This window comes from Arthrobacter sp. StoSoilB5, assembly GCF_019977235.1.
In the GTDB taxonomy this organism is placed as follows: Bacteria; Actinomycetota; Actinomycetes; order Actinomycetales; family Micrococcaceae; genus Arthrobacter.
This window is the reverse complement of sequence record NZ_AP024646.1, coordinates 2,534,240-2,552,933: the sequence shown is the minus strand read 5'-3', so window position 1 is coordinate 2,552,933 and position 18,694 is coordinate 2,534,240. Positions and strand designations below refer to the sequence as shown.

Sequence of the window (18,694 nt, the reverse complement as noted above, 5' to 3'; positions counted from 1 at the left end):
AGCACGTGGGATTACACGCCCTCTGCTGCTCTTTCAGTTGAACCTTGCACCAGGAGAACATCAATGAACAGCTTTACTGACAACTTCACGATCAACGGGATAACCCTGACGGCTCACGCCGTTCGGCGGCAGAACGAAAACCTCACTCCGGAGGCGCTGGAATTCATCTCGACTTTGCACTGGAAGACTGAGGAACGCCGGCAGGAGCTCCTGAAAACCCGGCAGACCCGGCGAGCCGCGATTCGCAGCGGCCAGGACCCCAGGTTCCTGCCTGCAACCGCCCAGATCCGTGACGACCCGTCGTGGCGCGTTGCTCCGCCGGCCCCGGGCTTGGAAGACCGCCGGGTTGAGATCACGGGCCCGGTGGACAAGAAGATGACCATCAACGCGCTGAACTCCGGCGCGAAGGTGTGGCTCTCTGATATGGAGGACTCCGCCACCCCCACGTGGCGGAACGTCATCAAGGGGCAGCTGAACCTCACCGATGCGGTGGAACGACGCATCGACTACAGGAGCCCCGAAGGCAAGGAATACAAGCTCCGCCCGGCCGGGGAACTGCCCACCATCGTGGTGCGCCCCCGCGGCTGGCACCTGCCCGAGAAGCACATGACTAGCGACGGCGCCCCGGTGGCCAGCGGCATCGTGGACTTCGGCCTGTTCTTCTTCCACAACGCCCGCCGCCTCCTGGCCCAGGGGCAGGGGCCCGTACTTCTACCGGCCCAAGATCGAGAACCACCTCGAGGCACGGCTGTGGAATGACATCTTCATCCTCGCTCAGGACCTGTTGAGCATCCCGCAGGGCACCATCCGCGCCACCGTGCTGATCGAGACCATCACCGCGGCGTTCGAAATGGAAGAGATCCTCTACGAACTGCACGTTCATGCCTCGGGCCTGAACGCCGGCCGCTGGGACTACATCTTCTCCCTGATCAAGAACTTCCGTACCCCCCGGTTCGTCCTGCCGGACCGCGCCCAGGTGACCATGACCGCCCCGTTCATGCGCGCCTACACCGACCAGCTGGTCCGTGCCTGCCACAAGCGCGGCGCCATGGCCATCGGCGACATGGCAGCCGCCGTCCCCAACAGCAAGGACGAAGCCGCGAACACCAACGCCTTCGAGAAAGTCCGTGCGGACAAGACCCGCGAAGCCAATGACGGCTTCGACGGCTCCTGGGTGGCCCACCCGGACCTCGTCCCCACCTGCCGCGAAGTGTTCGACACCATCCTTGGCGAGGGTCCCAACCAGCTGGACCGCACTCGCGAGGACGTCATCCCCGATGACCGCGCCCTGATCAACGTGGCCGCCACCGAAGGCACCATCACCGAGCAGGGCATCCGGAACAACATCGAGGTAGGGATCCGCTACATCGAGTCCTGGCTCCGCGGGAACGGCGCCGTCGCCATCCACGACCTGATGGAGGACGCCGCCACCGCGGAAATCTCCCGGTCCCAGATCTGGCAATGGATGTTCGCGTCCGCCATCACCGATGAGGGAGAGATTGTGACCCGCGAGTGGGTAGAAGACCTTCTGGATGACGAATTCGACAAGTTGGAACGCTTCGACGGCGACCGCTTCGAAGACTCCCGCGACATCTTCGAGGAAGTCACCCTCAGCAAAGACTTCCCCTCCTTCCTCACCCTCCCCGACTACGTCTGGTACCTGGAGGACCGGATCAAGCCTGGCAAAGAAGCAGAAGTGCAGACCCCCAAACATCTCTGAGGGCGGCAGAGAGATTTTTAGAAGGCCCGATCTGACAACGAGACTGGCATTTCACGAGGGGAGCGGGGCAACTCTGTTGCGCTGGGCTATATGATTGGGAACCGTGCACCTTCCCGTTGGGGATGGGAATTGGGTGGAAATTTCAGTAATCGCAGGTCAGGCCACCTACCATGGAATGTCAATTCCCAGCTCGCTGCCGCACGAATCGTGCGCTATGGCCCGAGATCCCAGGCTTACCGGGACCGCAAGAGAGCGCAAGGCCACTCGTCAGCTGACGCTATCCGCTGCCTCAAACGGTTCATAGCCCGGGAAATCTACTACAGCCTCAAGCGGGACCTAAGCGCGTCACCTGCAGCCGCTCTCGTCAGTTCGCGCTGAGAACCCAGTCAGTGACTTCCTGCAGGCCAACGTCGTTGTTATCACGAAGGAGAAGGACGTTCGAACGGTCGGTGAACTCCGAGAACGCGGCGTGAAGTCGTGAATAAACTCTGGTCGATCCTCACGTGCAAAGAACTGGTCACGTTGCTCGCGCATGTTCAGAGCGGTTCGGCCGCTGAGGCGTTCCTGGACTTAGGGGTTGACCTGAAGGGCCAGGCTCGCGGCCGCGCCACTTTTGTAGGTGCCCACGAATGAGAGGTTGTTGGCGTGACGGACGAGATTGCCCGGTTCCAGGACGTCATGGTCGATCACTGTCAGACCCAGTATCCCTGAACGCGCCAGCTGGTCAGCGATGACGCTGCCGACCGCACCGGCACCCAGCAGCAGCACACGCTTGGAAGAAGGCAGCGAAGACGTGCCAAGCCGGGCCTTCATATCGGCCGGTCCGATGCGTCCGGCGCGGACCAGGTGCACGGTGGGTTGTCCCCGCCGGGGTGCGCGGCGGGCAGGGTTGCCCGACTTGCTGTCCTTCCGGCTGGGCTGGTGTAGCCGCCCGAGCTCACGGACCAGGAGAACCCACCCCGTACCGGTGGTGGTTTGACTGTGTTCTTCGGGGAAGGACACCAAACGCAGCTCAAAATACGTGCCGTTGCAGCTTAGGGGCTGCGCGTGAGGGCCCGCCAGTTCTTCACTGGCGGACCAAAGCCCGACCCCCGTTGAAGCCTTAGCCGGTTGCGGCAGGTGCGTCCACTGAGCTGTCCACTCCGCAGCAGCCTTGTAATGCTCCCGGACCGGGGCAGGCATGCGGAATAAACGCTCACCAGCGTGGTTGGTTACGGATTCAATGACGAAAAGACTCTGTGCATCCTCCCGTAAGGGCATGGGACCGCTTACCGCAACGTCACCGTTCCCTTCACCGAGCCCGAGGGCGGTGTCCAGGCGCTATCGATCAGGGCCATAGCATTTGGCCGGTAGGGATAATAATCCGAGAAGGGTTCGCCCTGGTCCTCTTCATCACCCCACGCTCCGGCGATTTCCCGAGCGTGAGGGCCTTACGCAGCTGCTCTTGGATCAACCACGCAAGGTCATTGCTGGTGTCCCACGCGGCCGAAGCCCGGCCGATTAGGCACAGGTTCTTCCCGAAAGGGTGTTGGTGGTGTGCCATGTCCACTCCAGGTGCGGCCACGTCCGGGCGAAGGAACGGATAAAACTCCGGAAACGTCGCCACCAGATCCACGTCTCCGCAGCCGGTCAGGGCATCCGGTGCCACGAACGACCACCTGATCACTCCCCCGGCTTTGGCTTCGGGATCCTCGACAACAGTGATCCCGGCCGACTGGAGCGCACGTCTTTCATGCTCCAGTCTCCCGGGATACCGTTCCCACCACGGCAGGAAACCGGCCACGCTGTTAACCCACAGGCCTGTTACCCGGTGGGGTCGGCGGGTTCGCCGGGCCCGGGGGAACATCCGGCCTGCCAGGCTTATCCGGTTGCTCGGGGTGCTCCGGGTGCTCCGGCTTGTTGGGCTTATCTTCAGGCTTAGCCATACCCACTACCGCTCTTCTTTTGCTCAGGAGACCATCCCCTGAGACGAGCGTGCCACAAGGCACCGACATTTCCAGACACAACTGTGCCGAGGAACGAATAGCTTCTTTGTTGACTGTCCCTCAGATCTGTTGCTTATTGCAGGAAGCGGAAGACAGTCTTGTCACGAATGAGCGCGGGGCAGGTCGGCTCATGATCGGCCAGAAAGTGCACTGGCGGAGTCCTTTTCGGACGGTACAGACGAGCCGACACCCCGCATCCGATACAGACCAAGCCTCGTTTTAGTGCCCGCAGCCGTACGGGCGGGACGTTCTCAAGATCAGTTGCATTCCACTCGTTGCCGTCCACGGAGCAAAACGCCACTTTCATGGGTCGACAGTCGAACGGATGATCCGGGGCGGCACGGAGCACAAGGCTAGACCCATGGAACGGAATTTGGTTTTGCCAGGTGGGTCAGCCAGCCGTGGGTGTCCTCGACCGTTCCGGTCTGGATACCCAGAAGCTTTTCGCGGATGGCCATAGTTGTTTCGCCAGCCGTGGCATCTTCCGCGCCAATGAATTCGGTTGCATCCTTGAGGACACCAATCGGAGTGATCACGGCTGCAGTACCGCAGGCAAAAACTTCCGTGATTTCACCAGAGGCAACGCCGTCGCGCCACTCGTCCAGGGTGATCTTGCGCTCGGAAACCTCGCGGCCCATGTCCTTGGCCACCTGGATCACCGACATACGCGTAACGCCCTCGAGAATGGTGCCGCTGAGGGCGGGAGTCACCAACGAGCCATCCTTCATCACGAAGAAGACGTTCATGCCACCGAGTTCTTCCACGGCGTCGTCGTTGAAGTGATCCAGGAGCAGAACCTGCTTGCAGCCGTTGGCCTCGGCTTCCTGCTGCGCGATCAGCGAAGCGGCGTAGTTGCCACCACACTTGGCCGCACCCGTTCCACCACGGCCAGCACGGGCATACTCACGGCAGATCCAGATGGACACAGGCTTGAGCTCGCCACCGAAGTAGTTGCCAGCCGGGGACGCGATGACGCGGAAGGACACCTCGCGGGCAGCCCGAACACCCAGGAAGGCCTCCGTGGCGATCATGAACGGACGAAGGTACAGAGCCTCGCCATCGCCGGACGGAACCCATTCCTGGTCCGCCTACACCAGTTCCCGGATGGCACCCAGGAAGTACTCTTCGGGCAACTCCGGAAGGGCAAGACGGCGGGCCGACTTGTTCAGGCGCGCCGCGTTGGCCTCGGGACGGAAGGTCCATACGGAACCATCGGCGTGCCGGTAGGCCTTCAGTCCCTCGAAAATCTCCTGGCCGTAGTGCAGGACCGCGGCCGAAGGATCCAGGGAGATGGGGCCGTAGGGCTCGATCCGGGCATTCTGCCAACCGCCATTGCCATCGGCGTCGACCTTGTAATCGACGACGGCGGTGTGGTCGGTGAAGTAGTCGCCAAAGCCCGGGTTCGCCAGGATAGCTGCACGCTCCTCAGCAGACTTCGGGTTTTCCGAGAGCTGCCGGCCGAATCCAACGCCATGCGCACTTTGAATCATGATTCCTCCTAAGCCGTGTGTCGTTGCTGATCACGGCATATTGTGCTTGATTTAGGATGAGCAAGCCCGGTGAGGCGTCCCGGATCTCCGAATGTAGTGTTGCGAGTAGTACATGCCGCCTCGAGGGGGTCATACGCGGAACATATCTTCCTTTATGGTGTACCCGGCCGACGTTGAGGGCGTGTGTAAGTACCAGTTGGGTACTTCTCGTCAATCTAAAGGAACGTCTATTGGGATTGGGATCCCTATGACCGAGTAACGGTCCCGGAGAAAGAGGCAACCGGGCGAAGGAAAACAGGGCGGACAAGAAGCCAAAAAGTCGTGGTGATGGCCAGGGAGCCGGCGAAGAACCAGAAACCGGCCCAGCCCTCATCATCCGCTGCGGCGTACATATGGTTCAGGTTCCTCAGGGCTCCCGTGGCAAGTACCAGCGTCACGTGGGTGATAATGAAGAGCGCAAAGAAAATCATCGTGGGAAAGTGAATGGCGCGGGCAGCTTCGATTGGAAACATCATATTGAGCGAACCTGCTTTCTTGGGCCATGCGGCCGACATACGCAGCCCCGTGATGATGGCCAAGGGCGCTGCAAGGAACACAACCGTAAAGTACGCGAGCAGTTGCAGGGCGTTGTAGTTAGTCCAGCCGTTTTCGAGTGGCCAGTCCAGAGAAGCGTACTGAAGCAGGGCAGAGAGAGCATTGGGAACGACATCAAGGCTTGTTGGGACTATGCGCATCCATTGTCCGGTGACGAACAACAGGACAATAAAGATTGCTCCGTTCAGTGCCCATAATGCATCAAGACTGAGGTGAAGCCACAGGTCGAGGCTAATCTTGGTTGGCTTGCCGCGCGTCTTGAACGCGCCCTGGTTACGCCGGGTCCAGTACGCTTTGGGACGTGTTGTAGTACGCAGCAGCCAGCCCGAACGGATGCTGAGCACAAGGAAAAAGGCGTTCAGGAAGTGCTGCCACCCGAGCCAGGCAGGCAATCCGACGGGGGCATCCTTTGGCAACGTCGTCCAACCGGGATACGCAGCCAGAAATTCCTGAACGCCAGGCAGTTCCCGTAGTCCTTTTGCCGCCAGAACTATCAGGAACAGCACTGCAATGAGGACACCTGTTGTGCTGCCCCATTTAGCCCACGGCTTTCCTCTCCTCGATGGCGGCTTCGTTGCCAGAGACATCCGTTTTTCCTCTCAAGCCGTAGCAAACTGCTAGTTGGACCGTGTTTCGAGGGCCTCGATGAGCTGCGGTACCACGGTGAAGACGTCGCCCACGACGCCGAAGTCAGCAACATCGAAAATGGGAGCGTCAGGATCTTTGTTGATTGCCACGATGGTTTTGGCGGTTTGCATGCCTGCCCTATGCTGGATGGCTCCGGAAATCCCCAACGCGACATACAGCTGTGGTGAGACGGTAATCCCGGTTTGCCCCACTTGGCTGGCTTGTGAGGTGTACCCGGCGTCTACTGCTGCCCGGGAAGCGCCGACCGCAGCATCCAAGACATCGGCAAGCTGCTCGACGAGGACGAAATTTTCCTTCGAAGCCAGACCCCGTCCGCCGGAAACGACCCGTGCGGCCCCGCGCAGTGACGGCCTTGCGGGCGTGGTGGTTGCCTGGTTAGGCGATTTGATGATGGCGGCAGGCCCTGTGGAGGGCGTGAGAGTTACCGTGCTGGTCTGGCACGTGGTTGCCGATACCCGGTGTTCTATTGAGCCCTGGCGGATCGTGATGATTGGCAGGCCCTCCACAGTGGAATCGACGTAGTATGAGCCGCCGTAGACGGAGTGCGAGGCGACTATTCTGTCCTTCACGGTTTGAACGTCAACAGCATCCACGCAGATGCCACCGCCCGTGCGGATAGCCAGTCGCGCTGCCACCTCGCTACCGTTCACCGAGTGGGCGACCAGGACTGCAGCGGGCTTCAGTGCCTCAATGGCAGCCTGCAAACCGTCCAGCTGGGGAGTCACCAACACGCCCCCCAGCTGCTCGGACTCAGCTACAAAAACCTCTGCCGCGCCGAGGGCAGCCAACTGCTCAGAAGTTTGCGGACCCAAGCCCGGAGCCACCACGACAACCGCGGTAGGCCGACCGAGCCTGGACGCTGCACCGAGGAGCTCCCCGGCCGAACCGCTGATGCTTCCGGACGCGGAAACTTCAATGAATGTCAGGATGTTTGCCATCATATTTCTCCTCAAACGAGTCGGCTGGAGACTAGGAACTCGGCCAGGCGCCTGCCGGCGTTGCCGTCATCGACGATCTTGGATCCGATAGCACGTGCAGGCCTGCCCTGTACGGACAGCACAGTCGAACGGGCCCTCAGTACTTCTTGCGGGACGCGTAGGTCATCCAGCATCAAGTCGCGCACCGTCTTGCGCTTGGCCGTCAGGATCCCCTTAAAGTTCGGGAACCGGGCTTCCGCGGCGCGCTCAGTGACGGAAAAAACGGCTGGCAGCGAAGCCTGGACCATAGCGGTGCCATTCTCTTCCTGACGTTCGCCAGCGACAGAGTCAGCAGTGAGTGTCACCTGGTTGAGAGAACCGAGCAGCGGAACGCCCAAGAGCTCTGAAATCATCGCCGGAACAATCCCGCCACCACCGTCGGTGGATGCGTTACCGGCAATCACCACGTCGAAACCGGTGGCCTGCAGCGCTGCAGCCAGGACATGGGCCGTCTGGACCGCGTCGGCACCGGAAAGTCGGTCATCTTTCACATGGACTGCTGAATCAGCACCCATCTGCAGGCCCTTTCGCAGGGCGGCAGCCGTTTCCGCAGGCCCCATGGACAGCAGGACCACTTCGGTGCCTTTGTTGGCATCTTTGAAGGACAATGCCACTTCCAATGCCCGCTCATTGATTTCGTCGGCCACCCCCGAGGCAGACTTCCGGTCCAAGTTCCCATCGGGTGCAATCATGCGCTCTTCTTCAGTGTCGGGAACCTGCTTGACCAGGACGACGATCTTCATGTGGACAGCTACCTTTCGCTCCATTGCTCAACGGTCTGGGACTTGAGACACCAAGCTACAAGCAATCCAAGGAGTCCGCCCCGCAAACGGAACACAGGTTCAATTACGAGCGCAAATTGCGGCCTTTTGTGCACCAAGAACATCGAAAATCGCCACTGCTCTATACATCTGGACTAGTTATTTTTATTCTCGTTGTGCCACTTGCTTGAAGTGATTAGCGTCATAGCAACAAAGACGGCGGTGCCCCTGCTTCAGCGGGGGAGGCGCGTGAGCGCGACCGCCCAAGCATGCAAAGGTGCGTGAAATTGCTAACCAACGAATTGGGTCCCGCCGCGAGCCGGCACGGGGTCGCGGCGCAACCGCAACACGACATCCTTCAACTCATCACGTCCGAGGGCATCCGGATACCTAACGAGGAATACGACCGGTGGGTCGAGGACATCACGGATGACCGGCTGGCGGGACTGTACGAAGACATGGTGGTGATCCGCCGCATTGACAAGGAGGCTACATTCCTCCAGCGTCAGGGCGAACTGGCACTGTGGCCACCGCTTCTGGGACAGGAAGCTGCACAGATCGGTTCCGGTCGCGCTCTGCGCGATGATGACTTCGTTTTTCCAAGTTACCGCGAAAACGGCGTTGCATACTGCCGGGGAGTGAAGTCGGAAGACATCCTGCGGGTGTGGCGGGGCAACGCCCATTCCGGATGGGACCCCTACAGCATCAATATGGCCACTCCACAGATCATCATCGGGGCCCAATCCCTGCACGCTGTCGGCTATGCGATGGGAATCAAGTATGACGGCGCGAGTTCGGTTGCCGTCACCTATTTTGGTGACGGCGCCACCAGCCAGGGCGATGTCAATGAGTCTCTTGTGTTCGCCGCCAGCTTCCAGGTCCCCGTCATCTTCTTCTGCCAGAACAATCACTGGGCCATTTCCGAACCCGTCGGCCTTCAGTCGTCCGTCCCAATCGCGGACCGCGCCCCGGGCTTCGGCATTCCCGGCATCCGCGTTGACGGCAACGATGTTCTCGCTGTTCTTGCAGCAACCCGGGTGGCTCTGGACCGGGCACGCACCGGCGGAGGTCCTACCTTCATCGAAGCTGTCACCTACCGGATGGGGCCGCACACCACCGCTGACGACCCCAAGAAATACCGTGATGACAATGAACTGCAGGACTGGGTGGAAAAGGATCCCATTTCGCGTGTGGAGGCCCTGCTGACGCGCCAGGGCAAGTTCACTGACAACTTCCAGGCGAAAGTACAGGCAACAGCGGACAGAGTGGCTGCAGAGATGCGCTCAGGCTGCATCTCCATGGTCGAACCGGAGCCTATGGATGTCTTCTCCAACGTCTACAGTTCGCCAAACTCCATGCTGGACCGGCAAAGGGACCAGTACGCCAGTTATCTTGCCTCCTTTGAGGCCGCCGAGGAAGTTGCGCAATGATCGAGACAATGACGTTTGGGCGCGCAATCAACACCGGCCTACGCAAAGCAATGGAGGAAGACCCCAAAGTCCTCCTCATGGGTGAGGACATAGGCAAGCTTGGCGGCGTTTTCCGGATCACCGACGGCCTCCAGAAGGACTTCGGCCCCTCGCGCGTCATCGACACACCGCTTGCTGAGGCGGCCATTATGGGCACGGCCGTGGGTCTGGCCTACCGCGGGTACCGTCCGGTTGTAGAGATCCAGTTCGATGGCTTCATTTACCCGGCCTTTGACCAGATCGTCTGCCAGGTCGCCAAGCTGCACTACCGGACGCAGGGTAAGGTCAAGATGCCGATAACCATCCGCGTACCGTTTGGCGGAGGCATTGGCTCCCCGGAACACCACTCTGAGTCCCCTGAGGCTTATTTCACCCATACTTCCGGTCTGCGGGTCGTTACCGTATCCAACCCGCAGGATGCGCACACGGTTATCCGCCAAGCGATTGCCTCCGATGACCCGGTTCTCTTCTTCGAACCCAAGCGCCGCTACCACACCAAGGGTGAGGTGGATCAATCCATGAATCTTCAACAGGCCACCCCCATGGAGCGGGCCCGTGTACTCACTCAGGGGTCCGACGTAACGCTCGTTACGTACGGGCCGCTGGTCACTACTGCCTTGCAGGCGGCGATTGCAGCCGGCGATGAAGGGACTTCCGTGGAAGTCATTGATCTCTGCTCACTGGCACCCATCGATTATGAGCGGGTCGAGGCCTCAGTGTGCAAGACGGGCCGCCTCGTCATCACACACGAAGCCGCCCAGTCGGGAGGACTGGGTGCGGAGATAGCTGCAAGCATCACAGAACGCTGCTTCAACTACCTGGAGGCGCCCCCGGTCCGCGTGACCGGCTTCGACATCCCCTACCCGGCTTCCAAACTCGAATCACACCATCTGCCTGACCTGGACAGAATCCTAGACGGCGTCGACCGCGCCCTCGGGCGCCCTAACACACCGAGCGGGGCTACGGCATGAGCACCGTCATCAAGGAATTTCTCCTTCCCGACCTGGGCGAGGGACTAACAGAGTCGGAAATTCTCGACTGGAAAGTCTCCGTCGGTGACACTGTCGAATTGAACCAGATCATCGCCGAGGTTGAGACTGCCAAAGCTGTGGTCGAACTCCCGTCGCCCTATGCCGGTGTCATTTCTGAATTGCACGAAGAGCCGGGAACAGTCGTCGCTGTCGGAACCCGCATCATTTCCTTTGAGTTGCCAGCCGAGAAGAACACCACGCCGGACCAGCGGGCGGCCGAAACATCCCTGAAAGTTGACGGTGAACCACCGAAGCGCATTCCCACACTTGTGGGATATGGAACGGAAGTCGAAAAGTCGGGAAGGCCACAGCGCAGGCCGAGAAGCGTGGCCCGGGTCAGTGCCGCACAGCCGCTTACCGCCTCAGCCGTTCCTTTAGCCGCGCCGAAGGCGGGACTCGAAAAGACCCGCGTTCGTTCCACCCCGCCGGTCCGTAAGCTTGCCCGGGATCTGGGGGTAGACCTGGGCACTCTGACCGGGACAGGCGCACAGGGGGTGGTCACCAGATTAGACGTCCTAGCCGCTGCAAAAAAGCCCAACATCGCCTCACCCGACGTGTCCCTTGCAGGGGAGGCAGCTTCCGAGACCCGAACGCCGATCAAGGGGGTACGCAAGCACACCGCCGCCGCCATGGTGGCAAGCGCCTTCACCGCACCGCACGTAACGGAGTTCCTGACCATAGACGTGACAGCGATGACGGAACTGCTTGCACAGCTGAAGAAAAGGCATGAATTCAATGGGTACAAACTCACGCCTCTCACCATGGTCGCTAAAGCTTTATGCATTGCCGTTGCACTGCAACCCTCACTAAACTCCCGCTGGGACGAGGAAAACGCCGAGATTGTCACCATGAACTACGTCAATCTTGGTATTGCTGCTGCCACGCCACGTGGGTTAATGGTCCCCAACATTAAGAACGCGCAAACCTTGAACCTGTTGCAACTGTCCTCGGCAATCACCGAACTGACAGAACGCGCCCGCGGCGGAAAGACCGGCCCGAACGAACTCTCGGCGGGAACCATCAGCATCACCAACATTGGTGTCTTCGGCATCGATGCCGGAACACCGATCCTCAACCCGGGAGAAGCTGCAATTCTGGCGATGGGAGCCGTACGCAGACGACCATGGGAGCACAACGGAGAGGTCACACTGCGTGATGTCATGACACTCAGCTTGTCATTTGATCACCGGCTTGTGGACGGCGAACAAGGATCACGCTTCCTTGCAGACATCGGTGCCATTCTGTCCCAACCAGGCGTGACCCTCGCGCTGCTCTAGGGAACCATTCCCGCCACAGTCCCGTCCTCTGCCACTGGAAGACGCGAGTACAGACTCAGAACGGAATACGCCCATGCAAGCCATCGAAAGCCACGTGGTTCCCTCCACAGGCGAGTTCGCAGCCAACGACGCCATGCAAAGGGAGCTGGCCGCTGCACTTGAAAAGCATCTGGCAGCCGCCGCCCTCGGTGGTCCGTCCCACGCCCGGCAGCGTCACCTCAGCCGTGGAAAATTGCTGCCGAGGGAACATGTCGAAGCCCTGCTCGACGACGGAAGCCCCTTCCTTGAAATAGCTCCCCTTGCGGCTCATGGAATGTACGGTGGCGACTGTCCCGGCGCGGGCCTCATTGCCGGCATTGGCGTGATCCACGGTCGGCAGGTTTTAGTGATCTCCAACGACGCCACGGTTAAGGGTGGAACGTACTATCCAATGACCATCAAGAAGCACCTTCGGGCACAGGAAAATGCTCTCGAAAACCGGTTGCCCTGCATCTACTTGGTGGACTCCGGAGGAGCCTTCCTCCCGAAGCAGGACGAAGTCTTCCCGGACAAGGAACACTTTGGGAGGATCTTCTACAACCAAGCCAAGATGTCCGCGGCCAAGATTGCGCAGATCGCTTCCGTTATGGGCTCCTGCACTGCCGGCGGCGCCTATATGCCGGCGATGAGCGATGAGACAGTAATAGTTCGGAACCAGGGCACCATTTTCCTGGGTGGGCCTCCGCTGGTTAAAGCTGCCATCGGCGAGATTGTCGCCGCCGAGGAGCTCGGCGGCGGAGAAGTCCACTCCCGGATTTCAGGTGTGGCTGACCACCTGGCCGAGAATGACGAGCATGCACTCCAAATTGTTAGGGACATCGTGTCCACCTTGCCTGCACCGGCGAAGCCGGTGTGGGACGTGGACACAGTAGTCGAAGAACCCGCCGCCGACATATTCTCCAATTTGAAGGCCAAATGGTGGACTCCCCTGTGCTCCTCCACGCCGAACGCATTCTGTCCCGACGGGAGACCTCCTAATGCCCTCTGACGCGAATGACTCCTGGGAGTTCGCAGAAATAGGCGGATGCGTATCAGGGCAGGGCCCACTTCCTCCACTGTCGTGCCGAGCCAGCTTCCTACGATGTCAAACCTGGTTGAGACGGCCCTCACGTTCTGAGTACTGCTAATGAATTACTCCCGTCTATTTGTTCAAGAATCTGTCCGGTCGCCGATGACGACGCGATTGGTCGCCTCTAGGCTGGGACTTGTTTGCCAAGGGCTGCGCGGCGGCGAACATAACTAGGCGGCATGAACGCAGGCGAATGGTTACCGCCCCGCTTTCATGGCGGCCTTATCATCAGCACATGCAACTTCGTTCCGTGTTGATGTCGCCAGTGGATGTCGCCGAGTTATTGGGTTCCGGCGGTTCAGCATTCAGTGCTGTCCTCAAAGCCGCTATGAACGATTAGCCTAGCGGCGGCAGTCACAGAAAGGCGACGCTGTGAGGGGTACTTGGTCCGCTTGCCACGGCGTTGCTCAAACTTGCACACGCGAAAAGGAGTCAGCATGCATCGGACAGACAAGCTAGATATTGACCTTCTGAAACTGCTTGTACAGTCCCCCAAAGCGGGAGTCAGGGAATATGCTCGTCGCCTAAACATTGCACGCGGTACGGCACAAAGTAGGCTTGACGGGTTTAGTCGATCAGAAGTGATCACCAGTTACCGCCCACAGATTTCCCCCGAAGCTCTGGGCTTCGTCATATTGGCATTTGTCCACATTCACGTTGCTCAGGCGATGCTCGATGCGACCGTAGCTGGGCTTGCGAAAATACCGGAAGTCCTCGAAGTGAACAGTGTGGTCGGCGACGGAGATTTGATTTGCCGTGTTGTGGGCCGAGATAACACTGACTTCGAGCGGGTACTGCAGCAAGTCATAGGAACCGAGGGAGTCCGACGCACGCGGACCGAACTGGTCCTCAGCCGGCGAATAGAACCGCGAATCGTTCCCCTGCTGGAAAAAATCCAGCGTGATCTAGATCGTCCCTCGAGATAGCTTCTGGCTGCCAGCGTTTCTGTACCCGAAGGGGGCAACTCATGCTGGGCTTGTCTGCCGCCGCGTAGATGGAGAGAACGAAATGGGGTTGCTTGTGGTGGAGTAGGCGCGTTTGCTGCTACCGGTTCTATAGCGCACGGGCTCCGCTCTCGATGAACAGAAAGAGGGCGGAGCCAGCTTTTTGGAGTGGCCGCTGAACTGACGCGTCGCCCAAATATCACGATCGATTTCCACCAGCGCGGCGCAGCGGGAAGAAACCTTCTATCAAGAGCAGCTTGCTGCTCGGTCCTCCATTCGGCGGCGTCTATCGGCGCGGTGCTCCCAGAGTAGGGTCGAGGGCTGCGACGAGGTGTACTTTGTAGTGCCAGGTGGTCGGCTATGGTGAGCTTTTAGGGGTGTGTAAGTGGCTATGGGAGTACTTACGCGATGATGTATGCGCAGTCTCCTACAAGACATATGGGTGCTTATCGGCCATTTTATTACGACGCCGATCCTGTCGACGCCTGTGGGCGAGGGAACCCTGCAGCAATCTGTGCAAAGCCAGTTACGTCGATTAGTTAGCAACCACCCGGCAGCTGCCCACACCGCAGAAACAGTTCTGCACGCAAGCAGCCGTACTTCAGCGGCTCTAGCCGGCATGTGACATCCACGACCCGGCCGTGGCATGGCCGAGCCTTCAATCCCCGGTCAAGGTAGAGGCCTGGCCTTGCAGGGTCTGGACCCACATGTGGCCATGCCCCCGGTTGGGAACGAAGTCATGTTGCCACGAACTGAGAGACCCAATGAAGAGGTGAATACTCCGAAACCAAGCCAGGAGGACCCCGAATGTTATCTGCTTTAAGTGTGGACATTGTCCACACCCCCTTTGGCAGGACAAACAGGGACGCCACCTCGACGGCATGCGACGAGGCACGGTCTTTTCGGAGGAAAAGTTCCGCAGGATCCCCGAAAAGTCATGTCGACACCACAACCACTGCCCATGAAGAAGTGAGCGGCCAATAATGGCCGACGAAACACCACAGGAAAGGACGCCGAATGACCACACATCCCAGCAAGCGGAGCGCCCACACGCCAGGACGCTGAACCCGCCCCCCAAACTGAACAGGCCGTACCCGGCGGCCAGGCACCATCTGGGACGATGAGGCAGAGGCACTTGTCAAGCTTTGTCCAGACTTAAAAGCAAAAACCCCTCTGACGAGGGGTTATGCCGTGCCCGAGGTGGGACTCGAACGGGATTCCGGGCCTTGTCATTGCTGGGATCCTGCGGAAACATGCCGAATCCGGGGCAGTCCGGCGGCCGTACGGGCCAGTCCGAGGTGGAGAGTGTGGATATTGTCCACACTTCCTTTTTACCCCTATCGGCGATAACCCATCATCAGATTCCCTTCTTACACAGGTTTATGGCGCCCCAACAAACGACCGACATGACAACACCGAAATCTTCAGACCCCTATCCGCGGACTTCCTCGGCAGCTAAGGGCCTCGTGGCCAGGGTCCGGGACGGCCAAAGGAATAGTCATTACTGTTCTTCGGGCTCGAACTGGGCCTAAACCTCTCAGGGCACGTCCGCGCCACGCGGCACTTCCGACAACCAGGGCTTTCGAGCCACCAGATGCTCCGATATTTGCGCGGCAGAGTCCCGCAACTCGATGTTGCCGGCAGCGACTCCCACAACCAGCCCGAAACCCTCATCAGTGGTGAAGTCGTGGCGGTAGCCGTTGATCCACAAGAGCAGGACCATGAGCGTCCAGGCGGTGCGCTTGTTGCCGTCAATGAGCGGGTGGAATCGGGCCACCGACTCCAGCAACGCAGCCGCCTTCATCGTCAATTCAGGATAGGCGTCAGTGCCCATGACTGTTGTCGCGGGCCGGGCCAGGGCCGAGGCGAGCAAGCCAACATCACGGATGTGGAATCCGTACCGGTCGCTTACCTGCAGCGCGTCCTTAATGTCGAGGTACGCGGTCACGCGTCCTCAAGACGGGTCAACAGCTCAGCGTCGTGACTCATCACAAAGTCCAACCCTTCACTGATCTCCCGGCGCCGGGCATGCCGCTGCAAAACCAACTCAGCCCCCTGCAGGAGAAGTGCGGACTTGGACGTGTGCTCCTCGGCCGCGAGCTTCTCCAGCCTGCGATCGAGGTCTTCCGGGACGCGGAGATTCATTGCCATACTCATATGGTACCAAAACGGTACAAGTCCGGGATTGGGGCTGAAAATCCACAGACCATCTCGCGAATGCACCCCGAGTGCACCGGGCCTGTCACGCTGGTGCCAGATCACGATGGCCAACGCATACGAAGGAGCACTATGTCAGCGGAGATTGTCACCAAGCTCTTGGAAGTCTTGGACGACCTCATTCGTGACGCGAGAGAAACAGCGCTCTCGACCAACCCCGACACCGAGCTCGGGCGATTCGATCGTGGCGCCTTCGAACGCTGTATCAGCGTCATCCATGCAGCCCGTGTCCTCGTAAAAGCCGGCCACTGGGAAACAGCCACGTCTCCTGTTCGTCAGCTTTACGAGATCGTCCTCAACATGGAACATCTCAACACCTATCCCGATAGAGAACTCGCCGCGATCAGGTTCATCCGGCTCGGGAGCCTGCAGGAAGCCTTGGCAACGCTTGCAAACCTCGAGTACGAGCATGAACGAGGCGAACGAATCCAGGTAAAACGAGTCCTCGAGATCAGGCAAACCCTCCAAGGGGAGGCTTACACCGAATTTCGTGCCAAGCCTCGACGGGACGGTTCGCCTCAATGGCGGCAGTCTTGGTGTGGCAAGAACATCGCAGAGCTGGCCCGGGAATCGACGAATCGGCTTCACCATGTGAACTACAAACTCCTCTACTCGGCATGGTCCGAACAGACCCACGGGTCCCCTGGGGCGTTGCTCCCGCGAGTCATGGATAGCATCTATCCCGAGAGGATCGACCCTAACCGCGACGAATTTGAATCGGAAATGCGAGTGATTCTGATGGCCTTGGTCCTCTTTCGCGAACTATGGACTTTGCTCCCCGGAATGCCTCCGCAAAGACCTGCTGCTTCGCAGGAACAGACACTTCGCATGAACGTCCTCGCGGAGGCAGGCAAAAGCCGACGGCAAACCATTCATCATGGCCTTCGACCTTTGAGGTGCCCAGACTCTGAGTTCCTTTCCATGTTCCCAAAGGCGAAAAGTAAGTCATGCCGATAACGGCGCATATGTCGGGGCTGGAAGCAGCCTCCGGCCGACCCTGCGCAGCGATTCCCACCAAGTGATGGCACCCACCGGAGACTAAGTCCACTCACGTCATAACGCCCCACCCCCGCCTGCCCATGAATACCCAGAAGCAACAACGCTGTTTGTCATTCTGATGTCCCGATCAATGGCTGGACGGTACTCCGCCTAACCAGGGCGCTGACGCGGCGGACCCGGTCCCCTGCGTTGCACTTCGGCCCTATCCGAACGACCCACAAGACCCAAAGACGCCACGCACGCACAAAGGAACAGGACAATGAATGCGCTCACCATCAAAGACCCGGCAGACTTGCTGAGCTTCATCGGGCACACCCTAGGGTTCTGGCCCCAAGAGAGCCTGGTCTGCATAACTTTGGACAAGGGTAGAGTCGGCGCAACCCTCCGCATCGACCTCCCCCGCCATCCGGGAACAGAACTTCCTTACGCCCGCACCGTCAGCAGCTACCTCACCAGTGACACCAGCAGGACGAGCATTGTCTTCGCCCTCTACACCTCAGCCCACTGCGAACCAGGACAGCCCAAACCACACGCGGCCACGATCCCAGCGCTCACCGGAGTCCTCGCCGAAAACGACATCACCATTCGCGACGGAATGTTCGTCAGCGGCGAAACCTACTCCCCCTACGACAGCGAACCCGGACAAGACATCAGCCTGCCCCTCAGCACCACTGAATACAGCCGAGTCAACGCCGAATTCATTTACCGCGGCAGCACCATAGAACCCACCAACCGGATCATCCTCCCGACGCCGACCCAAGAAGCAGACCACGCCATCGCCGTCGAAAACCGCATGAACACCATCCGAGTCCAGGCACCCCATCAAGCCGCGCTTCAAGCCAGCCAACTCTGGACGGGCATGCTGGATACAAACGACTTCCCGACCGACGAAGCCTGCACCATGCTCATCGCGAACTTCCAATTCCCCCACCTCCGCGACCGGCTCTTGGCAGACATCCCGGGCATCGACGAACCACCCCAACACATCCCCTTCGCCCAAACCGAGACAGCACCGAAGTGGTCCCGCGTCGAATGGGCACAACAACTCCTCCTCCACGCCTATACGAGGACCAGCCCACAACACGCAGCACCCATCCTCACCACCACCGGCTATATCAGCTGGTGGGAAGGCAGAGGATCCAAAGCACACCAATACATGCAACTCGCCCTCGACACCGACCCCGGATACCGCTTCGCACGACTCACCGACCAAATGCTCGGAGCCGGAATCATCGCCGGCTGGAACACCAACAAAAACACCGCCTACAAAACCCAACTCGACATGCCCTGAAAGAGGGGCAGACAATTTTGTGCGCTGCTTCGTACCAATAGACGGCGTCCTCATCGTGGCCGGCTGGAACACAAGTAGAGGCGACACCTACACCACGACCTCCGGCGCACAGAAAAGGAGGCGGTGGCCAGTAATAGCCCGGCGAGCGTCTACAAACGCCAAACAGCCTTCGAGCTGGTTGAG

12 protein-coding genes and 3 pseudogenes are annotated in these 18,694 nt (G+C 59.7%); 7 read left to right on the top strand and 8 right to left on the bottom strand.

Annotated elements, in window-relative coordinates; all coding sequences use genetic code 11:
• Positions 1-63: 63 nt before the first annotated feature.
• Positions 64-1,720: pseudogene (aceB, locus tag LDN75_RS11500) on the top strand (malate synthase A).
• A gap of 570 nt (positions 1,721-2,290) precedes the next feature.
• Here aceB and LDN75_RS11495 read toward each other — a convergent pair.
• The 5 genes and pseudogenes from LDN75_RS11495 to LDN75_RS11475 all read right to left on the bottom strand — a co-directional run bounded on the left by LDN75_RS11495 (position 2,291) and on the right by LDN75_RS11475 (position 8,157).
• Positions 2,291-2,980, bottom strand: a complete 690-nt coding sequence (locus LDN75_RS11495) for a ThiF family adenylyltransferase (RefSeq protein WP_223937373.1) — start codon at positions 2,978-2,980, stop codon at positions 2,291-2,293.
• A gap of 1,078 nt (positions 2,981-4,058) precedes the next feature.
• Positions 4,059-5,195, bottom strand: a pseudogene (locus tag LDN75_RS11490) (branched-chain amino acid aminotransferase).
• Positions 5,196-5,440: 245 nt separating this feature from the next.
• Positions 5,441-6,376: a cytochrome b/b6 domain-containing protein gene (locus tag LDN75_RS11485; RefSeq protein WP_223937372.1), complete on the bottom strand. Its 936-nt coding sequence runs from the start codon at positions 6,374-6,376 to the stop codon at positions 5,441-5,443.
• Between the two features lie 30 nt (positions 6,377-6,406).
• Positions 6,407-7,378 (bottom strand): electron transfer flavoprotein subunit alpha/FixB family protein, encoded by a 972-nt coding sequence (locus LDN75_RS11480; RefSeq protein WP_346347170.1) that lies wholly within the window; start codon positions 7,376-7,378, stop codon positions 6,407-6,409.
• Between the two features lie 8 nt (positions 7,379-7,386).
• Positions 7,387-8,157 (bottom strand): electron transfer flavoprotein subunit beta/FixA family protein, encoded by a 771-nt coding sequence (locus LDN75_RS11475; protein WP_223937371.1) that lies wholly within the window; start codon positions 8,155-8,157, stop codon positions 7,387-7,389.
• A 320-nt stretch (positions 8,158-8,477) separates the two neighbouring features.
• Between LDN75_RS11475 and pdhA the strand changes: the two genes are divergently transcribed.
• The 5 genes and pseudogenes from pdhA (at position 8,478) to LDN75_RS11450 (ending at position 13,986) form a co-directional block, all read left to right on the top strand.
• Entirely contained in the window at positions 8,478-9,605 is a 1,128-nt protein-coding gene (pdhA, locus tag LDN75_RS11470; protein ID WP_223937564.1) for a pyruvate dehydrogenase (acetyl-transferring) E1 component subunit alpha, read from the top strand.
• The gene (locus LDN75_RS11465) at positions 9,605-10,615 is read left to right on the top strand and encodes an alpha-ketoacid dehydrogenase subunit beta (protein WP_223937563.1); all 1,011 of its coding nucleotides are present in this window, start codon (positions 9,605-9,607) and stop codon (positions 10,613-10,615) included. The genes pdhA and LDN75_RS11465 overlap by 1 nt, the downstream gene beginning before the upstream one ends.
• On the top strand, positions 10,612-11,952 hold the full coding sequence (locus LDN75_RS11460; RefSeq protein ID WP_223937370.1) for a dihydrolipoamide acetyltransferase family protein: 1,341 nt from the start codon (positions 10,612-10,614) through the stop codon (positions 11,950-11,952). The genes LDN75_RS11465 and LDN75_RS11460 overlap by 4 nt, the downstream gene beginning before the upstream one ends.
• Before the next feature lie 73 nt (positions 11,953-12,025).
• Positions 12,026-12,874 (top strand): annotated as a pseudogene (locus tag LDN75_RS11455) (carboxyl transferase domain-containing protein); the annotation flags it as partial.
• A 623-nt stretch (positions 12,875-13,497) separates the two neighbouring features.
• Entirely contained in the window at positions 13,498-13,986 is a 489-nt protein-coding gene (locus LDN75_RS11450; RefSeq protein WP_223937369.1) for an Lrp/AsnC family transcriptional regulator, read from the top strand.
• A 1,555-nt stretch (positions 13,987-15,541) separates the two neighbouring features.
• On the opposite strand, the gene LDN75_RS11445 is transcribed toward LDN75_RS11450, so the two are convergent.
• From LDN75_RS11445 to LDN75_RS24195, 3 genes are all read right to left on the bottom strand, one after another.
• A complete protein-coding gene (locus tag LDN75_RS11445; protein WP_223937368.1) occupies positions 15,542-15,952 on the bottom strand; it encodes a type II toxin-antitoxin system death-on-curing family toxin in 411 nt (136 codons plus the stop codon).
• Positions 15,949-16,149 (bottom strand): ribbon-helix-helix protein, CopG family, encoded by a 201-nt coding sequence (locus LDN75_RS11440; protein ID WP_018778837.1) that lies wholly within the window; start codon positions 16,147-16,149, stop codon positions 15,949-15,951. The genes LDN75_RS11445 and LDN75_RS11440 overlap by 4 nt, the downstream gene beginning before the upstream one ends.
• Positions 16,150-16,296: 147 nt before the next feature.
• A complete protein-coding gene (locus tag LDN75_RS24195; protein ID WP_263422373.1) occupies positions 16,297-16,812 on the bottom strand; it encodes a hypothetical protein in 516 nt (171 codons plus the stop codon).
• A 667-nt stretch (positions 16,813-17,479) separates the two neighbouring features.
• On the opposite strand from LDN75_RS24195, the gene LDN75_RS11430 reads away from it, so the two are divergent.
• Positions 17,480-18,511 (top strand): DUF4192 domain-containing protein, encoded by a 1,032-nt coding sequence (locus tag LDN75_RS11430; RefSeq protein WP_223937366.1) that lies wholly within the window; start codon positions 17,480-17,482, stop codon positions 18,509-18,511.
• The last annotated feature ends 183 nt before the right edge of the window (positions 18,512-18,694 follow it).

What these genes read in the sequence shown, in the direction of transcription:
- LDN75_RS11450 (WP_223937369.1), top strand. Translation starts at nt 13,498, where the DNA reads ATGCATCGGACAGACAAGCTAGATATTGACCTTCTGAAACTGCTTGTA.
- LDN75_RS11440 (WP_018778837.1), bottom strand. Translation starts at nt 16,149, where the DNA reads ATGAATCTCCGCGTCCCGGAAGACCTCGATCGCAGGCTGGAGAAGCTC.
- LDN75_RS11485 (WP_223937372.1), bottom strand. Translation starts at nt 6,376, where the DNA reads ATGTCTCTGGCAACGAAGCCGCCATCGAGGAGAGGAAAGCCGTGGGCT.
- LDN75_RS24195 (WP_263422373.1), bottom strand. Translation starts at nt 16,812, where the DNA reads ATGGTGAAGCCGATTCGTCGATTCCCGGGCCAGCTCTGCGATGTTCTT.
- LDN75_RS11480 (WP_346347170.1), bottom strand. Translation starts at nt 7,378, where the DNA reads ATGATGGCAAACATCCTGACATTCATTGAAGTTTCCGCGTCCGGAAGC.
- LDN75_RS11475 (WP_223937371.1), bottom strand. Translation starts at nt 8,157, where the DNA reads ATGAAGATCGTCGTCCTGGTCAAGCAGGTTCCCGACACTGAAGAAGAG.
- LDN75_RS11495 (WP_223937373.1), bottom strand. Translation starts at nt 2,980, where the DNA reads ATGCCCTTACGGGAGGATGCACAGAGTCTTTTCGTCATTGAATCCGTA.
- LDN75_RS11460 (WP_223937370.1), top strand. Translation starts at nt 10,612, where the DNA reads ATGAGCACCGTCATCAAGGAATTTCTCCTTCCCGACCTGGGCGAGGGA.
- LDN75_RS11430 (WP_223937366.1), top strand. Translation starts at nt 17,480, where the DNA reads ATGAATGCGCTCACCATCAAAGACCCGGCAGACTTGCTGAGCTTCATC.